Annotated in this window: 18 protein-coding genes; 6 read left to right on the top strand and 12 right to left on the bottom strand. The window is 57.7% G+C overall.

What is annotated here, in order from left to right; all coding sequences use genetic code 11:
• The first annotated feature begins 42 nt into the window (after window positions 1-42).
• A complete protein-coding gene (locus tag BJL95_RS08535; protein ID WP_071157137.1) occupies window positions 43-345 on the top strand; it encodes a DUF6156 family protein in 303 nt (100 codons plus the stop codon).
• A 19-nt stretch (window positions 346-364) separates the two neighbouring features.
• On the opposite strand, the gene BJL95_RS08530 is transcribed toward BJL95_RS08535, so the two are convergent.
• Window positions 365-1,048, bottom strand: a complete 684-nt coding sequence (locus BJL95_RS08530) for a response regulator transcription factor (protein WP_071157136.1) — start codon at window positions 1,046-1,048, stop codon at window positions 365-367.
• Window positions 1,045-2,397 carry a histidine kinase gene (locus tag BJL95_RS08525; protein ID WP_071157134.1) on the bottom strand — a complete coding sequence of 451 codons (1,353 nt, stop codon included), beginning with the start codon at window positions 2,395-2,397 and terminating at the stop codon, window positions 1,045-1,047. Before BJL95_RS08525 ends, BJL95_RS08530 begins: the two co-directional genes overlap by 4 nt.
• 329 nt (window positions 2,398-2,726) lie before the next feature.
• Between BJL95_RS08525 and BJL95_RS08520 the strand changes: the two genes are divergently transcribed.
• On the top strand, window positions 2,727-3,260 hold the full coding sequence (locus BJL95_RS08520) for a DUF2380 domain-containing protein (protein ID WP_071157131.1): 534 nt from the start codon (window positions 2,727-2,729) through the stop codon (window positions 3,258-3,260).
• A gap of 138 nt (window positions 3,261-3,398) precedes the next feature.
• On the opposite strand, the gene BJL95_RS08515 is transcribed toward BJL95_RS08520, so the two are convergent.
• From BJL95_RS08515 to BJL95_RS08475, 9 genes are read right to left on the bottom strand one after another with little or no spacing between them, the layout of a single operon-like run.
• Window positions 3,399-4,853, bottom strand: a complete 1,455-nt coding sequence (locus tag BJL95_RS08515) for a flagellar hook-length control protein FliK (protein WP_071157129.1) — start codon at window positions 4,851-4,853, stop codon at window positions 3,399-3,401.
• A 29-nt stretch (window positions 4,854-4,882) separates the two neighbouring features.
• Window positions 4,883-5,335, bottom strand: a complete 453-nt coding sequence (gene fliJ / locus BJL95_RS08510) for a flagellar export protein FliJ (protein ID WP_071157127.1) — start codon at window positions 5,333-5,335, stop codon at window positions 4,883-4,885.
• Complete coding sequence (gene fliI, locus BJL95_RS08505) at window positions 5,332-6,681, bottom strand: flagellar protein export ATPase FliI (RefSeq protein ID WP_071157125.1); 1,350 nt, start codon at window positions 6,679-6,681, stop codon at window positions 5,332-5,334. The genes fliJ and fliI overlap by 4 nt, the downstream gene beginning before the upstream one ends.
• Window positions 6,678-7,382, bottom strand: a complete 705-nt coding sequence (locus BJL95_RS08500; protein WP_071157123.1) for a flagellar assembly protein FliH — start codon at window positions 7,380-7,382, stop codon at window positions 6,678-6,680. Before BJL95_RS08500 ends, fliI begins: the two co-directional genes overlap by 4 nt.
• Entirely contained in the window at window positions 7,369-8,379 is a 1,011-nt protein-coding gene (gene fliG, locus BJL95_RS08495; protein ID WP_064030356.1) for a flagellar motor switch protein FliG, read from the bottom strand. The genes BJL95_RS08500 and fliG overlap by 14 nt, the downstream gene beginning before the upstream one ends.
• The gene (gene fliF / locus BJL95_RS08490) at window positions 8,372-10,120 is read right to left on the bottom strand and encodes a flagellar basal-body MS-ring/collar protein FliF (protein ID WP_139306178.1); all 1,749 of its coding nucleotides are present in this window, start codon (window positions 10,118-10,120) and stop codon (window positions 8,372-8,374) included. Before fliF ends, fliG begins: the two co-directional genes overlap by 8 nt.
• 18 nt (window positions 10,121-10,138) lie before the next feature.
• Complete coding sequence (gene fliE / locus BJL95_RS08485) at window positions 10,139-10,450, bottom strand: flagellar hook-basal body complex protein FliE (RefSeq protein WP_064030358.1); 312 nt, start codon at window positions 10,448-10,450, stop codon at window positions 10,139-10,141.
• 53 nt (window positions 10,451-10,503) lie between these two features.
• A complete protein-coding gene (locus BJL95_RS08480) occupies window positions 10,504-11,886 on the bottom strand; it encodes a sigma-54 dependent transcriptional regulator (RefSeq protein ID WP_071157121.1) in 1,383 nt (460 codons plus the stop codon).
• Window positions 11,873-13,075 carry a PAS domain-containing sensor histidine kinase gene (locus tag BJL95_RS08475; protein WP_071157119.1) on the bottom strand — a complete coding sequence of 401 codons (1,203 nt, stop codon included), beginning with the start codon at window positions 13,073-13,075 and terminating at the stop codon, window positions 11,873-11,875. Before BJL95_RS08475 ends, BJL95_RS08480 begins: the two co-directional genes overlap by 14 nt.
• 226 nt (window positions 13,076-13,301) lie before the next feature.
• Here BJL95_RS08475 and prsT point away from each other — a divergent pair, with 226 nt between their 5' ends.
• On the top strand, window positions 13,302-16,130 hold the full coding sequence (gene prsT / locus BJL95_RS08470; RefSeq protein WP_139306177.1) for an XrtA/PEP-CTERM system TPR-repeat protein PrsT: 2,829 nt from the start codon (window positions 13,302-13,304) through the stop codon (window positions 16,128-16,130).
• A 209-nt stretch (window positions 16,131-16,339) separates the two neighbouring features.
• Window positions 16,340-17,215: an exosortase-dependent surface protein XDP1 gene (gene xdp1, locus BJL95_RS08465; protein WP_139306176.1), complete on the top strand. Its 876-nt coding sequence runs from the start codon at window positions 16,340-16,342 to the stop codon at window positions 17,213-17,215.
• A gap of 88 nt (window positions 17,216-17,303) precedes the next feature.
• On the opposite strand, the gene argC is transcribed toward xdp1, so the two are convergent.
• Entirely contained in the window at window positions 17,304-18,332 is a 1,029-nt protein-coding gene (argC, locus tag BJL95_RS08460; RefSeq protein WP_064031814.1) for an N-acetyl-gamma-glutamyl-phosphate reductase, read from the bottom strand.
• Between the two features lie 77 nt (window positions 18,333-18,409).
• Here argC and BJL95_RS08455 point away from each other — a divergent pair, with 77 nt between their 5' ends.
• Complete coding sequence (locus BJL95_RS08455; RefSeq protein ID WP_071157115.1) at window positions 18,410-19,384, top strand: NAD(P)H-quinone oxidoreductase; 975 nt, start codon at window positions 18,410-18,412, stop codon at window positions 19,382-19,384.
• Window positions 19,385-19,386: 2 nt separating this feature from the next.
• Entirely contained in the window at window positions 19,387-20,232 is an 846-nt protein-coding gene (locus tag BJL95_RS08450) for a sulfurtransferase (RefSeq protein ID WP_071157113.1), read from the top strand.
• Window positions 20,233-20,234 lie beyond the last annotated feature (2 nt).

The raw sequence follows: 20,234 nt of genomic DNA, 5'->3' as shown, positions 1-20,234 counted from the left end.
TTGCGGAAATTAGGCTTTCAAAAAATAACGAGGAAACCCACCGTGGAATTGGAAAACTGCGCCTGTCGCTATTTCATCAGCTACAGCGGCGTCAAGCTGCCGCTGAAACTGGTTAACGAACTGCCCGACGCAAGCCATCTGGAAAACCGCAACACCTACTTTCGCGGCTTTTTCGACGGCGACGAACGGCTATTGCTGCTGGAAAAACTGGTTTACGGCGACGTAGAACTGCGCCATCAATATAGCTATCACGGTAACGGCACGTTGAGCCAAGCGGAAATCACCGACGTGGACGGTGAGATCACGGTACTGAGCTTCGACGAAGCCGGTCAAGCGCTAGACTGATCGCACCGGGCCAAATCCGCTAGGTGTCGCGTTCCGGTTCGTTGGGATCGGTCAACTCCAGCAAATCGACGACATTGAGCTTGATCGCCAGCCGGGTCAGCTCGATGTCGCTGCCGACGCCCAATTTACGCTTGATCAGGTAATGGCTATTGCAAACGGTCTTGACGCTGATATTGAGCAGTTTCGCGATCTGTGCCGGCGTTCGCGCCGCGACCAATAAACGCAAAATTTCGAATTCGCGCGGTGTCAAGGCTTCCAAGGCCCAGCCCTCGCCGCCGAGTTTTTCCATCGCCAACGCTTGGGCCACGCTGCCGCTCAATACGTGACGGCCCCGCCGCACATCGCGGATGGCTTGCAACAGCGTTTCCGGGTCCTCGTTTTTACCGATATAGCCCAACGCGCCGGCCCGACAGGCCTGCCAAGCGAACGCCGGATTCTGATGCATGCTGAATACCAGGATTTTGGCGCGGAGGTCGCGCTGGCGAATCCGGCCGATCAATTCCAAGCCGCTTTGGCCGGGCAAGCTCCAATCGGTGACGACCACGTCGGGATCGACATCCCGGAATAAGCCGTAAGCCGTCGCCGCATCGCCGGCTTCGGCCACCAACAACATATCGGGCTGCTTGGCCAGCAAGGCGCGATACCCCTCGCGAACGATGGCGTGATCATCGACCAGCAGGATGCGAATCGCCGCGCCGTTCATTCGACCGCCTGTTCCGGCAAGGGCAGACTGACCCGCACCCGCAGTCCGCGCGGTTGGCGCACGACCAACTCGAACCGACCGCCCAGCGCGGTCACCCGCTCGCGCATGCCTACCAAGCCAATGCCTGGGCCGTCCGCAAACGGTAGGCCTTCGGCACATCCGTCGTCGCTAATCGTCAATTCGGCGCGCTCGGCGATCGTCAAGCAAATCTCGGCCAGACCGGCGCCCGAATGCTTGGCGATATTGTTGATCCCCTCCTGCACCAAGCGGTAAATCGCAGTGGCGGCGTCCGCCGACAAGAGCCGGCAGTCGCCGTCTATTTTTAGCGCGTAGCGGGTGTGGTTGGCGGCCGGCCGTTGCCAGGATTGCACCAAACCATCCAGCGCGGCCGCCAAACCCAGCTCGTCCAATTCCGCCGGCCGCAGCCGGGTCGTCAAGCCGCGCAACCCTTCATGTAACCCCCGTGTGTAGCGAGCAATGCGTTCGGTTTCGGCCAACAGTTCCGGACAGTCGCGACGAGCGGTTTGGGCGATCGCCGCATTGACCGCGTTGATCGCGGCCAGGGCTTGGCCGAAATCGTCGTGCAGTTCGCGGGCCAGATGACGGCGCTCATCCTCCTGCACTTGCAGCAAGCGCGCCGCCAAGCGCTGGCGCTCGCTCAGCAAACGTTGCTGACTGTCCGCCAAGCGGTTGATCGCCGCGCCAATCAAGCGCCATTCCAGCAAGGCGTATTCCGGCAAGCGATAGTCCAGCTCGCCGCGCGCCAGTCGCGCCAAACCGGCCGCCACGTCGCCGGCCGGCCGTAGCGCCCGGCCCACCGCCAGATAGACCAGTCCGGAAATCGTCAGCACTGTCAGCGCCGACAGTTCGGCCAGATCGGTCAAGGTTGCCCAAGCACGCGCCACGGTCAGCTCCGCGCCGGCTTCGACAACCACCGTACCTTTCGAGGCGCTGTTTAAACCGACCTCGCGACGGCCGACCGGCTCCGCGCCGAAACCGTGCCGGTACAGCACGTCGAACCAGACCGGCCAAGGTGCCGCCGCCAACGCGGCACCGGTGCAGACATGGCGCACCACGCGGCCGTCCGGTGCTTCGAAGCCGACGCACAAGCCCGGCACGCGGCTGGTTTGCTTCCACAACTCGAAATCCGGAAACCCGGCTGCCGACGGATAGCCTGAACGCTCCATCAATAATTGGTAATCCAGTTGGCGAGCCAGCGAATCGGCGCTCGCATCCACCAAGGCATTGACTTGCTTGGCACTGCGTTGCAACGCGTAATACGACATCGCGGACAAGCAGAGTACCGCCGCGATGGCGATGCGGGATAACAAATGCCACTTCAAATTCATCGAGCATGCCTGGAAAAACGGATGACCTCATTGTAAGCAGCCCGTCCCGAGCTGCCTAGCAAGTACCGCCCGGCGGGCAAATTGCCCGAATCGGCCGGGCAAATCTCGGCTGATCCGCTGGGTTGCATTGCGTAATCTGACGTCGCCGTCGCCGAGGACGATAGCCCCCTAGCTGGCGGCGGTAGCCAAATCGTCCAGTGGGTGGAAATAGAGGCCGGTAGCGCTGCCGCCGATGTCGGCACGCCGCCAATCGCGGCTAGAGCTGCTGCCGAATCGCCGATTTTCATGCCCGAGGGTCAACCGAAGTAATTGATCACTAGGAGATAATCATGACTAAAACATTGCTGAAACCAGTATTGGTTCTAGTCGGGTTGATCGCCGGCCCAACCCCGGCCGCGCCGCGCATCGCGATCCCCGCTTTCGAGCTAAACGACATTACCTCGCTGCCGAATACGCCGCAAGAAAAACAGCGTACCGCGTCGATGGCGCCGCTGTTGATCGCCGCGCTGTCCCACGACGGCGCCTACCTCGGCGAGCGCGTCGCGGACGCGGCCTTGACCTCGGCGAACGCCGGCTTCGGCTATTTATTCCATCATCCGGATCTGGCCGCCGATCTGGGCAAGGCTCAAGGCGCGGACTGGATCGTCATCGCCCAACACAGCAAACCCAGCTTTTTGGTGTCCTATCTTTGGGCATATCTGGTCGATACTCGCAACCGGCAAATTTTGGCCCGCTACGACATCGAACTGAAAGGCAACCACTCCAGCGTCACCGAGCACGCGATTGCCGCGCTGGCGCGCAAAATCAAGCAAAGCTTGGCCGGCCCCAGCAGCGCGCCGGTTTCTTTCTCGGCCACTCGATAGGCAATCAGGTGGCGCGGCGATCGGAATAGATTCGCGAGGAACGACCAGTTCGCGGTCCAGCGTTGGTTAATTAGTAAGGGAGTATCCCTGTTCGCGGCTCGGCTGGCGCATCCTCTGCCAGCGGTTTACCAAATCGGCTTAGGCAAACAAGCTCAGCAAGCCATTGCTGGCAATCGCCCGCCCGGTTTCGATTTCGTCGATGACCGGGTCGGCAACCGACACCTCCTGCCCAGAAGCTTGACCCTGCCGCCCACGCTGTTGGTCGCCGGCCATTTGAAAACCCTCGCGGCCCGAGCGTTGCTCGGACTGTTGCTGCGACACGTTGACATCGGCCAGATTCAAGTTTTGACCGCCCAGCATCTCCCTGAGCTTGGGAATCGCCGCCTCGATCGCCTCCTTGACCACCGCGTGCTGGGTGGTAAACGTGACGTTGGCCTGATCTTGATTGACATCGATCTTGATCGAAATCGGTCCTAAATGTTCGGGATTCAAGCGAATTTCCGCCGACGGTACCGCCTGATTGTGCATCCACAACAATTTCTGACCGAGCTCGGCATTCCATTCCGGGTGGTTGACCGGCCGTCCAATCACAGTGGCTTCAGGCTGCGGGCCTGCATTGGCCGCGACTCTATTCAATTGGCCCACATCCGCCGCGACCCGCGACCAGCGACTGTCGGCGCTATCGCCACTTTCGGCGGACACTTTAACGGCGGACAGACCGCTGTCCGACGACGGTTGCTGGGGCGCTTGCTCGTTGTTGCCAGTTTGCCCGCCGGCGTTACCGGTCGCGGTTTCAGTGCCCGCGGTGGAACCGATGCTGGTCGCCGCCGAGGCCGTCAAATTCTTGGCGTCGTCACCGGTCAACGTTGCCAGCAACGCATCCCGGCCGGCCGCGGTTTGCAATTTGGCGGGCTGGCGTTCCTGACCTATCGCCGAAGCGGTTTGCAAGGCGCTGGCCACTTGCTCATCAGTCTGGGCGGAAACCCTCGCGGCGGTCTGGGTAGAAACCTCCGCCGAGGTTTGAGAACCAAGCTCCGCCACCTTAGCCGCCGGCACCTTGGTAACGCCAGCGGCGTCCAGCGCGGCTTGTAACTGCTCGGTCAAGTTACGGATCTCGGAATCGTGGCTTTGCTCGGTAGACGTGTCGATCTCGGCGACCGGCGTTGCTTGAGCGGCTTCCGGCGCAGCGGCCTCAAGGCTTTGCAACGATTGCAGCACCTCGGCCAAAGCCTGCAAGGTGTCGTCCAGATCGATTTCGGATTTGGCCGAATCCGCTCCGCCGGCTTGACCGACCGTGGTAGCCGGCAAGCGTTTGCCGAATAACGCGGCAAAGTTTTGCAGGGTTTGCCCGTCGATCACCTGGCCTTCGCTGCCCGAAACTTGGCTCGGCAACGACAAATCGCCTGCGGTGCTTGCGCCGCCGGATGCCATGGCCTGCTGCAAGGCCGTCAACTGCCGCATCAGCGTATCGGAAAACCCGGCCGCACCGCCTTCGCCGGAAAATAAACCGTTCAAACCGTTCAAACCGTTCAAACCGGCGGCATTTTCGGTGCCGGCCAACAACGAAACCAAATTGAAACCTTGAATATTCATGGCGCCACTCCTCGGACTATATCATCGATCTAAGCACGTCCCGTGCCATCATCGCGGCGCGAGCGAGCTGCCCGGTCGTCTTGTTCGGCTTGCTCGCGTTTTTGTTCGGTTTTCGCTTCGTCGACGGCCGCCAATTCCTTGACGCGCTTCAAACTTTTAGTGCGCTGATGGCATTGTTCCCAAAGTCCACGGGCTTTTTGCAAATCCCTTTCGCATTGCAGCACCTGGCGGCGCTGACCTTCGATCGCCCCGTCCAGCTTGTCGGCGAACGCTCGAAACTCCAGCAACTGACCAACGTTAATCCCGGCCCGCTGACGTGCCTCGAAACGCTGCAAATATTCCAAGCGATATTGAACCAGTTGATCGAGCTGGTTTTGCTGATCGGCGAGCCGTTGCTGGCTGACGCCCATCGCCTCCAACGCTTCGCGTTCCTGGCGAACGTATAAATCGACGATGACATTCAGGCGCTGAGATTTTTTCATCGGCCGCCCAGCAATTGCGCCAGCTCGTCGATGCTACGACTCAAATCGACCGATTCGTCCATGTCCTGCCGCAGAAACGCCATGATGGCCGGATTGCGCTCGATCGCCTGATCGATGCGCGGATCGGCGCCGGGCCGGTAAGCACCGACGCTGATCAAGTCGCGGTTTTGCTGGTAAGTGGAATACAAACGCCGCAAATCGCGAGCCATGCGCATGTGCTCGTTATCCACAATATCCGGCATCACCCGGCTAACCGACGCTTCGACGTCGATGGCGGGATAATGGCCCGAGTCCGCCAGCGCCCGCGACAAAACGATATGCCCGTCCAACACGCCGCGAGCCGCGTCGGCGATCGGGTCGTTGGTGTCGTCGCCCTCGGCCAGCACGGTGTAAAACGCGGTGATCGAGCCACCACCTTCGTCGCCGTTGCCGGCCCGCTCCACCAACTGCGGCAATTTGGCGAATACCGACGGCGGATAACCCTTGGTGGCCGGCGGCTCGTCGATGGCCAACGCGATTTCGCGGTAAGCCTGGGCATAGCGGGTCAAGGAATCCATCAACAGCAGCACGTTCAAGCCCTGGTCGCGAAAATATTCGGCGATCGCCGTCGCCAATAGCGCGCCATGCACCCGCATCAGCGGCGAATCGTCGGCCGGCGACGCCACCACCACCGCGCGGCTCAAGCCTTCCTCGCCCAGGATCTTCAACACAAATTCGTTCACCTCCCGGCCGCGCTCGCCGATCAGGCCAACGACGACGATGTCGGCATTGGTGAATTTGGTCATCATGCCCAGCAGGATGCTCTTACCGACACCGGTGCCGGCGAACAAGCCCATCCGCTGACCGCGGCCGACGCTGAGAATTGAGTTGATGGCTCTGACGCCGACATCCAAGGCTTCGCGGATCGGTTTGCGGGTCAGCGGATTGATCGGCACGCCGGATAGCGAGACCTTGGCATCGGTGATCAAAGGTCCCTTGTTGTCCAGCGCCTGACCGGCGCCGTCCAGCACCCGGCCAAGTAAGCCGAAACCGACGCCGACCAGGCTGTCCTGCCCGAGCGGAATCACCCGGCAACCCGGCTCCAGGCCATGGGTATCGCCGGTCGGCATCAAAAACAAGCGGGCTCCGGAAAAGCCGACGACTTCGGCGGAAATGGTTTTACCGGACTTGGTGACGACTCGGCACAACGAGCCGATCGAGGCTCGGCAACCCTCGGCTTCCAAAGTCAGCCCCACCATTCGGGTCAAGCGGCCTTCGACGATTAACGGCGGCGGCTCGAGCAAACGTTGCCGATATGGTTGCAAACGTGCCAACCACAACCGTCCACGGTCCGGCGTGGGAATCATCGCTGAGCGTCTTGGCGGCGTTCGCCGCCCAAAACCGTGGCTATCACGGCGGCCAAACGGGTTTCGACGCTGGCATCGACGCTGGACACTTCGGTTTCGACGGTGCAACCGCCGCGGCTAAGCAAGGGGTCTTCCCGCAAGCACCAAGGCGGCATGCTTTCGTCCAGGCTCAACGCGGTTTTGACCAATGCCGCGTCTTCGGGATGTAGATTGACGGTAATTTTTTGCGAGGCTAGCGGCAGGGCCTTGACGGCTTCGCGCACCACCGCGACGACTTCGCCGGGTTCGGTTTTCAGTTCGCGGCGGACTAATTGGCCGGCTATCGCGCAGGCCAGTTTGACCAATTCTTCTTCGACGGCGGCGTCGAGCATTCGAAACGGCTCGCTCAAGGCTTCGAGCAGCACATTCAGTTCGGCGGCCTGCTTTTGCAACAAGTGCAGGCTTTCTTCGTAACCCTGCCGCCGTCCCTCTTCCAAGCCAATCTCGCGCCCTTCTTCCATGCCCTGTTGCCGACCTTGCGCGTAGGCTTCCTCGTAAGCCTGTTTTTGGATCGCTTCGATTTGATCGACCGTCAAGGTTTCCGTGGCTTCCTTGACATCGACGGGTTCGGAGCGCGGTGCGCTGAAATCCTGCAAATCGGTCCAGCGATTCAGCGCTTGCAGCTCGGCGTCGGAGAATTTATTGCCCTTAGACGAATTCATCGCCGCCGCCGCCGCCTAACGAAATTTCCCCGGCGTCGGACAAGCGTTTGGCGATCGCCAGGATGTCTTTTTGCGCGGCTTCGACTTCGCTGAGGCGAGCCGGCGGCGCGGCTTCGAGGTCGTCGCGCAGCATTTCCGCCGCGCGGCGGGACATGTTGGCGAAAATCTTGTCGCGTAAGGCGCCGTCCACGCCGCGCAAAGCCAACAGCAATTGGTCGGTGGAAACTTCGCGTAGCAGGGTTTGAATGCCGCGGTCGTCGACGTTGACCAAATCGCCGAATACGAACATTTTGTCCTGAATGCGTTGAGCCAGATCGGAATTGGCTTCGTTGATGTCTTGCATCATCGGATCGCTGACAGTGCTTTCGATGAAGTTGAGAATATTGGCGGCAGCGTCGATACCGCCGATTTGCGACGACTTGACGCCTTCGCTGCCGGTCAATTGTTTTTCCATGATGTCGTCCAGCTCGCGCAATGCCGCGGGCTGCACGCCTTCCAGCGTGGCGATGCGCATCAGAATGTCGGAACGCATGTTTTCCGGCAGCATCGTCAGCACATCGGCCGCCTGATCGGCGTCCAACAAGGACAAAATGATCGAGATGATTTGCGGATGTTCGAGACGGATCAAGTCGGCGATCGAGCGGGTATCCATCCATTTGAGCTGCTCGATACCCTTGCTGTTGGCGCCCAGCAAAATCCGGTCGATGATACTGCCGGCCTTGTCGGCACCCAATGCGTTGGTCAGCATCGCCCGGATGTATTCGTCGGAATCCAAACCCAGACCGGTTTCGTTCTTGATCTGAATAATGAACTCTTCCAAGACCTGATCCACCATCCCCGAGCTGATGGGTCCCAGTTGCGCCATCGTCGAGCCGATCAATTGCACTTCCTTGGGTCCCATGTGGCGCAGTACCGTCGCCGCCCGGTCCTGACCGACAGCCAGCAGCAGCAGCGAGGCGCGCTGGGCATGGGATAGGTCATTGGGATCCTCAGCCATTGTCCTTCAACCAGGTTTTGATGACTTGGGCGACCAGTTTGGGATCTTCGTCTATCAGTTTTTGCACGTATTCCAGCCTTTTTTCGTAGCTTTGCGGGGCTTCCAGCAGCAACAAATCCTCGGCGCCGGTCGTGATCGTCCGCACCTCGCCGGTTTCTTCATCGACCTTGACGGCGACCGGCACCGGCCGGCCTTCTTCGTCGAAGCGCACGATACCCCCGGACGCCTCGGCAATGGCCTTGGCCTCTTCCAACGCTTCGATCTGCGCTTCCTTGGCGATCAAGGTCCGCACCGCCGGCCTCAGCACACCCAAAATCAACATCAGCACCACCAGCACGGCCGCCAATTGCCGCATGCTACCGCCAAACCAAGCTTGTTGCCAGAACGGTTCGCTGGGCACTTCTTCCAGCGCTTCCGGCATTTTGAAAGCCACGTTAGTGACAGTGACCTGATCGCCGCGACTGTTGTCGAAGCCCACCGCCTGCTTGACCAAATCGCGCAATTGGTTGAGTTCTTCCTGGGAATACGGCAGTTGGCCGAATTGTCCGTCCGCCTGAGCGACCTTTTTGTTATCGACGACGACCGCCACCGACAGTCGCCGCAACGCGCCGGTCGCGAGCCGCGTGTGGGTAATGGTTTTATCGAGTTCGTAGTTGCGGGTCGCGCTTTTGCTGGTGGAACCGGTTTCTCCGCTGGTTTCGGTTTTCTCCTGGCCGCTGGCGACTTCCGGCGCCACGCCTGTCGGCGGCGGCTGGTTGGATAACGCGCCCGGAACGCCTTGCACCTTGGATTGCGAGTTTTTGTCTTCCTGGGTTTGCTCGCTACGCAGCGCCGGCAAATCGGGGTTGAACATTTCCTGGGTTTTTTCGGTCACCGTGAAATCGACGTCGGCGGAAATCTGCGCCCGCATGCCGTCGCCGCCAACCAGCGGCGTCAGAATATTCTCGATCCGCCCGCGCAGATGCTCCTCGAGATTGCGCTTGTAATCGAACTGTTTACTGGACAGAGACATGTCCTCCGAGGTTTCCTTGCTGTTCAGCAAACGGCCTTTTTGATCGACGACGGTGACTTGGCCCGGCTCCATCAAAGGCACGCTGGACGATACCAAGTGGACGATGGCTTCGATTTGTTCCTTTTCCAAGCTGCGGCCCTGATACAGCTCGACCACGACCGAAGCGCTGGGTTTTTTACGTTCGCGGACGAAGACCGACTGTACCGGAATCGCCAACAACACCTTGGCGGATTTGACGTTTTGGATGGTTTGCACGGTCAACGCAATCTCGCCTTCCAAGGCCCGCTGAAAGCGCATCTGTTCGACGTTTTTGCTGGCGCCGAAACCGTTGTCCTTGTCGAGCAACTCGTAACCGAGGCTGGTGCTGCGCGGCAGACCTTGCGCGGCCAGCTTGAGCTTGACTTCGCGGACTTTTTCGGCCGGCACCATGATCGTTCCGGTACCGGTCTCGACCTTATACTCGACGCCTAGCTTGGTCAACGCATCGAGGATTTCGGTGGCATCTTTTTCGGCTACTGCCGGAAACAATAAGTCGTAATGTTGCTCCTGCGACCAGAGCACGACGGCAACCCCAATAGCGACGCTTAAGGCCAGGCCCAGCATCAAGCCCAATTGGTTGGACAGCGGCAGTTTGCTCAGGCTTCTCAACGCCGTCTGCATTCTGCCCTTGTCCGTCGTCACCATCGGCAACGCGCTTTCCATCGGTAGGTTTCGGTCTATTTCGCTCATGGCTCACAGCATAGCAGCTTACATGGACATGCCCATAACGTCCTTGTAGGCATCGACCAGTTTGTTGCGGACTTGCAGCATGGCCTGGAACGATACGCTGGCTTTTTGCGAGGCGATCATCACCTCGGCCAGACTAACGTCCGGCTTGCCCATTTCGAAGGATTGCGCCATGTCGTTGGCGGTTTGCTGAGTGCGGTTCACCGAATCGATCGATTGCTTCAGCATCGCGGCGAAATCGCCGGAATTGTCGCCAACCGGCGGTTTGCCGCCGGCTTCGATAGACATGGTCCGCATTTGAGCCAGGACTTGGTTGATATTCATATCTGACATAAAAATGACTCGCTGGTGATTTTATATCGGACAAGCAGATTTCAAGCCAATTTTTAACAAGGAACCAACACCCCGGCCTCCTTCATCCGGGCAATTTTATAACGCAAGGTGCGCGGGCTAATTCCCAACCGCTCGGCCGTAGCCTTGCGGCTGCCGCTGGCCTCATGCAGCATCTGCAGGATGATCTTTTCCTCGGCCGAACGCACGCCTTCATCGAGACTGGCACTGCAAAGAGCACCCGCCGCCTCGGCAGCCCCATCGCTCGGCGAGGCAAGGCTTTGCAGTTCGGCCGGCAATTCCGGCAAGATTTCGCAGCCCTCTTCGAATATCAACTCGGCGCAGCCGATTCGACCGTTGTTTTGCAGAATCAGCGCGCGCTGTATCACGTTCTCCAGTTCGCGCACGTTGCCCGGCCAGCGGTATTGTTGCAAGCGAACGGCGGCTTCCGGCTCTATCGTGCAGGCCGGCCGACCATGCGGGCTGTGTTTCGCCAACAATTCGTAGGCCAGCGGCAGCACATCGCCGGGACGCTCGCGCAAGGGAGGGATGCGTAACGGAAATACGCTTAATCGGAAATACAGATCCTCGCGAAACCGGCCCTCGTTAACATAGGACTTCAATTTCCGGTTGGTAGTCGCCAAAATTCTGACGTTCAATGCAATCTTGCGGTGACTGCCCAGCCGTTCAACTTCTTTTTCCTGTAAGACTCTGAGCAATTTAGCCTGCAAGGCCAAATCCATCTCGGATATTTCATCGAGCAATAACGTGCCGCCGTGAGCGAGCTCGAATTTGCCGGGCATCGACTGCACCGCGCCGGTAAACGCGCCTTTTTCGTATCCGAACAACATCGCCTCCAGCATGTTTTCCGGGATTGCCGCGCAGTTGATCGCTTCGAACGGACCTTGATGAAAGTGCGAGTTTCGGTGTATGTACCGCGCCAACACTTCCTTGCCGGTGCCGCTTTCGCCTTCCAGCAACATGGTCACATCGGTCTTCGCGACCTTGGCCGCGAGAGCGTACAATTTTTTCATCAATGCGTCGGCGACGACTCTTTCGCACTGTTGCGGTTGCGGACCTTGAATAAATCCCGCCACCTTGTCGAGCAGAACCCCGGCTTCGAAGGGTTTGATCAGATAATCGGCGGCTCCGGCCTGCATCGCTTCGACCGCTTTCGGAATCGTGCCGTAAGCCGTCATCAGCAATACCGGCGGCGCCTCGGGCTTTTGCTGGAGGTTTTGCAATAATTGATAGCCGTCCATTACCGGCATCTGCACGTCGCTGACGATTAGCCGCGCCGTTTGCCGGGACAACAAGCCCAACGCGTCGGCGCCGTTTTTCGCTGACTTGACCTGATAGCCGGCCAGTTCCAACGTGTCGCACAAGGCTTCGGCCAAGGCCGGGTCGTCTTCGACGATCAATACGTCACACGGTTTCATAACGTTCTCCGCGGCCGGCGACACCGGCCGATAAACTGGGTTCGTAACGGGTTGATGGCAAAATTAACGTAAAACGGCTGCCGCGTTCGGGCAAGGGCCGATAAGTCGCCCGGCCGCCATGCGCCTTGGCCACGCTATCGACAACCGCCAGTCCGAGACCGGTGCCGTTAGCCTTAGTTGTGAAAAACGGTTCGAACAAGCGCTCCCGGCGCGGTTCGGGCACGCCCGGCCCATCGTCGACCACTTCGATGAGCAAATCGCCCACCTCGCCGGCCGTCGCGGTCAAAATGACACGCTGGGCTCCGGCCTCTACGGCGTTGGTCAGCAAATTCAGCAACGCTCCGAGCAATGCATCCTGGTTCCCGGTCAAACGTGCGATACCGGATCGGTCCTCGAGCGTAAAATCGCAAGTCAGCGCATCCGCACTATCCGCCAACAATAGCCACAAGGTTTGCAACTCGAAGTCCTGCATGGCCATTCGGCCTTGCTTGGCGAAAATCAGCATATCGTTAACCTGCCTTTCCAAATAGTGCAGGCGTTCCAGTATCTTGGCGGAGAATTGCAGGCGCTTGTCGCCGCTCAAGCCCGGCGTATTGATTTGCGAGGCGTACAGAATGGCGGTCGATAGCGGTGTGCGCACCTGATGGGCCAATCCGGCCACCATCTCACCCATCGCGCTCAATTGCTTTTGACGGGCCAATAAATTCTGCAGGGAACGCAATTCGGTAACGTCGGACAATAAAATCAGCTGCTCCGCGCCGTTACCCAAGGCGCTGTAGGTGATGTTGACGGTACGGCCGTCACGCAGTTGCCTCTCGTGCGGGGAATCGAACACCGGCTGCAGACTGCGACCAACGACTTGCCACCAACTCTCGCCCAATAAGGGCTCGCCGAGGAAATCGACCGCGTAGCCGTTGCAATCGATCACCACCCCTTCTCGGTTCAGCACGATCACCGCGGCAGGCAGCGCCGCCAGAATTTGTTGCAAACGGCTGGCCAGTCTTTCCTTTTCGATCAAGGTGTTCACGCGTTCGTCGCGCGCCGCCGCCAGTTCGCGATTCAGAGCGGTCACTTGCTCTTCCAACCCGTGATAGGACTGGGCTAGATTTTCGGACAAGGCATTGAAGGCCCGAAACGCATCGGTCAAACGTTCGGCTTGCCGTTGTTGGTGATAGCTGAAAGTCTCCATAATCTTGACGCCTAGTGGTTACGCCAGGCAAAAAGCAAAAACCGGACCATGAATAATTTACACATATTTTCAACCACTTAAACCATCACGCCAAGATTTTGGCGCCGCTCTCCCGCAGTCTGGCAAGTTCGATAGAACGGGTATCGATTCAATCGCGCGATACGGCTGGTGGCGGGACCTCTTTCAGGCTATGCTATCGGAGCTAACCAATCACCGTCATAACGCCATGCACAAGCATCCGCCCGAAATTCGCCCACCGTTACGCCGGATTCCCGCCGCGTTGTTGCTTGCTTCGACCTTGTCGCCGTTTCAAGCCGCTATTTCCGACGAAATTCGAGCCGGTCAATTTTACGAGCAAGCGATTCAGGCACAGCAGAATCAAAATTTACCGGAAGCGATCATTGACCTAAAAAATGCGCTGCAAGAAAACCCCAACTATGTCGCCGCGCATATTTTATTGGGCGAAATCTACCTCAAACAACAGTCGCTGTCGGAAGCCGAGGTGCAACTGACTCAGGCCAAGCAATTGGGCGCCGATCAAGCCCTGCTCATTAAGCCACTGGCGCAGTTGTACTTGTATCAGCTCAAATACGATCAATTGATTAAGGAAATCGATCCCAGCCGATTCAGCCGGGATCTGCAACCCACCCTTCACTTGTTTCGAGGCCACGCTTATGTGCAATTGGGAGAACTCAGCGCCGCCCTTAACGAATACGATATGGCCAGCCAAATCAATCCGGGACAAATCGACTCGCTGATTGGGCGCGCCAATACCTTATTACGTCGCGGCGATATCGACGGCGCGCGGACCGCCACGGACAAGGCACTGCAGATGAAGCCCGACGATCCCGGCGTACGCTTCGTTATAGGCTCGATCAAGCATTCTCAAGGAGACCTAAATGGGGCGTTGACGGAATACGACGCCACCTTGGCGGCCCAACCGGAACATCTTGACGCCCGCCTGGCCCGCATAGGGATACTGATGGATCAGCATCGTGACGATCAGGCCCTGCAAGATTTGGACTACGTCAAGGAACATTATTCGTTCGACCCAAGAGGCAACTATCTAAGATCGGTCATTCTGGCGCGCAACAATCGAATCGACGAGTCGGTTAAGGAACTCAATACCGCGGCGGATACGTTAGTCAATCTAAAGCCGGAACTAGTAACCGCCCACGCGCAGACCTTGATGTTGTCAGGCTTGGTAAATTTCGGCCTGCAGCGCTACGATATCGCGGTAAGCCATTTGCAGCTGTACGTCCGCCAATTTCCGGAACAAATCGGTGGCTATAAATTGCTGGCATCGGCACTGCTTGCGAAAAACGAACCGGAACAAGTGATTACCCTACTCAAACCGGTATTAGTCCGAAATCCTCGGGACTATCGCCTGATGTTTTTACTGGGAAGCGCCTATATGCGCACCGGCAGACACGATTTGGCCAGCACTATGTTGGAGAAGGCTTCGGCTTTAAGCGCGGATGGTGAGCAAATCCACACCGAAATCGGCTTAAACCTGCTGTCGATGGGGCAAGAGCAGATGGCCGCCGAAGAGTTGGAAGCGTCATTCAAAAACAACCCCGGCAATACTCAGGCCGGAACCCATTTAGTGTCGATTTACATCAGCCGGGGCGAATCCGCAAACGCGCTACGCGTTGCAAAGGCCATGGTTGAACAAGCGCCGAAAAATATTACACTGATCAACTTAATGGGCACCGCCCAAGTCAGCGCGAAACAATACAAACAGGCCAGACAAAGTTTTGAACGCGCGATCGAACTGGAACCTAATTTTGTAGCCGCTTATGTGAATTTGGGCCGATTGGATGCAGCCGAGAATAAACTCGATGCTGCAAAATCCAGACTGGAAAACCTGCTAAATAAACAAACCGATAATGTGACGCTGATGACGGAGTTGGCGCTGATCGAACTGGCCGCCGGGAATCCCGAACGCGCGGAGTCCTGGCTGGCCAAGGCCCGCAAAGTCGATCAAAAGTCCATACCGGTTCTACTGGCGCTGATCGAAGTCAAATTACACACCGGCAAAACCACGGAAGCCGTCAGTATCGCCGAAGCCGCCGAACTCATCGATAAAAACGACCATAAAGTGCTGGACGCGCTTGCGCGCTGCTACTTGGCGAACAATAGCCGAGATCGAGCGCTGGCAATTTACATCCGCATGGCGGATCAAGCCAGACTGAGCGCGAAACTGCTCTACAAAGTCGCCCGTCGTCAATTGGACGCCGAAGACCAATATGAAGCCATCAAAACGTTAAAGAAAGCGGTCCTGGCCGACCCTAAACATCTGCCATCGCAGATCGCGCTGGTGGAAACCGAGCTGAACTACGGCAAGCCGGTTTTTGCGCTTAGCCGCGCCGAAAATTTACGTCAGCAGTACCCAAACCGAAGTTTCGCCCGCACCTTGTTGGGCGATATCGCGATGCATGACAAAAATTACGCATTAGCCGTAACGCACTTTCAGGAAGGCTTCAATCTGGAGCCTAACTCGCAAGTATTGATGAAGTTGTTCGATGCGTTGAAGCAAGCCGACCGGAACCCGGAAGCCTACGGTCTGCTGAGCAACTGGATCGAAAAACACCCCGAAGATAGCGTACCGCTGGCTGCGTTGGCTGAAGAAAACATGCGTGCCGGCAGATTTGCCGCCGCCGAAAAACAGTACGATAAGCTCTTGAAAAAATTCCCTAACGAACCGCAATTTTTAAACAATCTCGCATACGTATACTTCAATCTGGGCAATCCCAAAGCTCTGGTTTTAGCGGAAAACGCCGTCAAATTGGCGCCCGAGCATCCTTCGGCAAACGACACATTAGGATGGATTCTGGCCAATACCGGGAACCCGGAAAAAGGCCTTCGCTACCTACGCGACGCACACTCTCGCTTATCCGGCGACCCGGAAATTCGTTACCATATTGCTGCGGCGTTAGAAATGCTGCAGCGGAATGACGAAGCCAAGGCCGAGTTGCAAGAAGCCTTGAATAGTGGCCAATCATTTAACGGGATCGACAAAGCAAAGATTTTATTGGAAAAACTCAACCGCTAACCCTCATGTCGGCTTATTTTACACGCGCAGTTCCCCGCCCCTCAAAAGCAACACCAAGCAATTGAAATTGCATATAAATCAAATATACGCACATTTCTTGCTGTAAAAATATTGACGCTTCCCGCTTTAATCCTTCAGTACAGTGTTTCTATATCGGAAATTATAGAGAATACCGGGCGAGCACACCTGCTAAATACGGAGATCCCCAAATGACTAGAACATACTTAGTGCTGGCAGCCTTCATTCTTTCGCCACTTTCCGCGCACGCTACCGCCTGGAATTTGTTAAATACTGCGAATTGTTTAAATGGCTGTACGGCAAACTACCCAACTTACTCTCCGACCTCTGGCAACAGTCAGGCATTCTCATCGTCCACGGCGGGCGCGCCTAACCTAACGGTATCGGCATTTTCAACGTCGTCCACCTCAGCCACACCCGCATCAACTTTTGCCGCGGCAACCCTGGCTTTGTATTCCGGTTACGGCTTAGGGGCGACCGCCGCTAGTAACGACGGAACACTCGGCAGCCAGCCGGACCATGCGTTCGACAATGATGGCAGCGCGTCGTCATATACCGACTACGCGCCTGACGGAAACGTCGACGCGGCGTTGCTGTATTTTGGCCCCAACGGTGTCGATATCGACAGCCTGAGTGTTGGCTACATCAATGGAGATGCCGACATTTCAGTGCTGGCCTACACTGGTTCTCTAGTAGGTGGCGCCTTGCCTGCGGCGGCCGCAATCGCCAACCATACCTTTGCTCAGTTACTCAGCGCCGGTTGGTCTTTCATCGGTAATTACAATATGGGTTCGACCAACACCGCTAAAGCGATCAATTCCGATAATGTGTCCTCCAGTTACTGGCTGATCAGCGCTTATACGACCAGCGCGGGAACCGGTAAAGGCGATTCGACTTCATTATTAAGCTTCGGCAACGACTACTTTAAATTGTCCGCCGTTTCAGGCATCGTCAGCACCACTACGGGCAGCGTGCCGGAACCCGCCAGCGCCCTATTGATTGCGCTGGGCTTGCTGGGTTTTAGAGCCAGGATGAGAGACACTCGCGGAAATTTGCTAATAGCCTAAGCCCGTCCATCGCTATTCGGCACCGAAACAAAAAGGCCCGCCCCAGTAACCGCTGGGACGGGCCTTTTTGTTTGTCATGGCATACAGGCTACGGATAAAGCGGCACCAACTCCAATCCGATAAACTCATCCAAACCCATCGTCAAATTCATCGCTTGCACCGCCTGACCGGAGGCGCCCTTAACCAGGTTATCAATGACCGACAGAATCACGACGACATCGCCACCCTGTGGCTGATGAACCGCGATCTGGCAGCGATTACTGCCTCTGACGTTACGCGTATCGGCATGACTGCCGGCCGGCAGCACATCGACAAATTTTTCATCTTGATACCGAGTTTCGTACAGGCTCTGCAAATCGACCGACTTGGTCAATCTGGCGTACAAGGTCGCGTGTATGCCGCGAATCATCGGCGTCAGATGCGGTACGAAGGTCAGGCCGACCCCTTCGGTCGTGGCGCGCCGCAAGCCTTGACGAATCTCCGGCAAATGCCGATGACCCGCCACGCCGTAAGCTTTGAAGCTCTCGCCGGCCTCGCTCATCAGCGAGGACAGCTCGGCCTTGCGACCGGCACCGCTAACGCCGGATTTACAGTCGGCGATCAGATTACCGACATCAACCAGCCCATGCTCCAGCAACGGCAAAAATCCCAGCTGCACGGCCGTCGGATAACAACCCGGACAGGCAATTAATCTGGCGGCGCGTATCGCCGCGCGATTCACTTCCGGCAGCGCGTAAACCGCTTCGCCGATCAGCTCCGGACAGGCGTGCTCGACGCCGTACCAATGCTCCCATTCCGCACTATCCTGCAGTCGAAAGTCGGCGGATAAATCGATCACTTTGATGCCCAGTGCGAGCAAAGCCTCTGCCATGGTCATCGCGATTCCGTTTGGCGTCGCGAAAAACACTACATCGCAGTCGCGAAGGTTTTCTATTTCCGGTCGCGTGAAGACCACATCGCAATAGCCGCGCAGACTAGGATAGACTTTGTCGACCCGCGTGCCCGCATCGGCCCGCGATGTCACCGCCGCGACCTCGACCTCGGGATGCAATGTCAGGATTCTTAACAATTCGACCCCTGTATATCCGGTGCCGCCTACGATGCCCGCTTTTATCATGTTGATCTCGCTGAAAATCCGCTAATACTCGAAATGGCCGCATATAATACGACACTCTTCCCCAACCGCAGACGCCGATGCGCGCGATCACCATTCTTCCCGGCGAAGCTCGTCAACTCGCTTTAACCGAATTGCCGACGCCCAAGCCAGACAACGGCCAAGTCCTGATCAAGGTCTCCGCCGCTGGCGTCAATCGCCCGGATCTCGTGCAGCGCGCCGGCTTATACCCGCCACCGGAAGGCGCATCCCCCATTTTAGGCCTGGAAGTCGCCGGCACGGTGATTGAAACCGGCTCGGACGTCGTCTCTCCCAAACCGGGGGACAGCGTTTGCGCCTTGTTGACCGGCGGCGGCTACGCTGAATACGCAATAGCCAGTGCGGTCTGCTGCCTACCGATACCGGCCGGCTTTGACTTTGTGCAGGCCGCCGCGATTCCCGAAACCTTTTTCACGGTCTGGAGCAATCTATTCGACCGAGCCAAGTTATGCTCCGGCGAATGTTTATTGGTCCACGGCGGTAGCAGCGGCATCGGCACGACAGCTATCCAACTCGCCGGTGCGCTTGGTGCCAGAGTGATCGTCACCGCCGGCAGCCGAGAGAAATGCGATTTTTGCATGACACTCGGCGCTGAAGCGGCAATCAATTATCGTGAAAGAGACTTTGTCGAGGCCTGCAAGCAATTGACCGTGGGGCGGGGCGTGGACGCGGTACTGGACATCGTCGGCGGCGACTATTTTCCGCGTAATCTGAAAGCGCTGGCGCCTGACGGCCGCCTGTTGCAGATCGCGATTCAAACCGGCGCCAAGGCCGAGATCAACTTGGCGGCGGTCTTAATGAAGCGGCTGACTATCGCCGGCTCCACCTTACGCGCAAGGGACGATACATTCAAGGCCGCGATTGCCCAACAATTGCTGAGCCAAGTCTGGCCCTTGCTTGAATCGGGCCGAATCAAACCCGTCATCGATTCACTCTATCCTCTGGCAAACGCCGCGGAAGCCCACGCCAGAATGGAAAGCTCTCAACATATCGGAAAAATTATCCTGGAGGTATAACGATGTCTTGCACTACGCTAGTCTCGGCCGACACCCTAAGCACCCACCTAGACGACCCGAATTGGCTGATCGTCGACTGCCGCTTCTCGCTGGCCGAGCCGGAAGCTGGACATCGGGCCTATCGCCAGCATCATATCCCAGGCGCCCGCTATGCGGATCTCAATCAAGACCTCTCCGCGCCCATCCGAGATTATACCGGCCGCCATCCATTACCGGACTTTCGGGCACTGACCGCAAAGCTGATTGCCTGGGGAGTCAGTGCCCGCCATCAAGTCGTGGTTTATGACGACGCTTCCGGCGCCTTTGCCGGACGGTTGTGGTGGCTGTTGCGTGCAATGGGACACGACCGGGTTGCGGTGCTGGATGGCGATTACCGAAACTGGCGGCGCCTGGGCAAACCGGTAACGACGATATTGCCGAAACCGATTTCCGGCACGTTTCGTTGCTATCTTGACGATAGCCGTTGGCTGAACGCGAACAAGGTTCGGGACGGTCTGGCCAAACATGAAATCGTTTTAATCGACGCTAGAACCCCTGAGCGCTTCGCGGGCCGGCAGGAACCGATCGACCCGGTCGCTGGCCATGTACCGGGCGCGCGGAATAGGCCGTTTCAGGCCAATCTGGATAGCAAAGGCTTTTTTTTACCGGCCAATTATCTGAAAGCGCAATTCCAGGATATTCTCGGTCCGATCGAGCCCCGACAAGTCGTCCATATGTGCGGCTCCGGCGTAACCGCTTGCCACAACCTGTTGGCAATGGAAATCGCCGGACTAGGCGGTTCTCGGCTGTATGCCGGCTCGTGGAGCGAATGGATCCGGGACCGCAATCGCCCGCTAGCGAAGGGTTGACA

The organism is Methylomonas sp. LWB (assembly GCF_001856095.1).
In the GTDB taxonomy this organism is placed as follows: Bacteria; Pseudomonadota; Gammaproteobacteria; order Methylococcales; family Methylomonadaceae; genus Methylomonas; species Methylomonas koyamae_A.
Note: the sequence above shows the minus strand (reverse complement) of the source record. Positions and strands in the feature narration are given on the sequence as shown.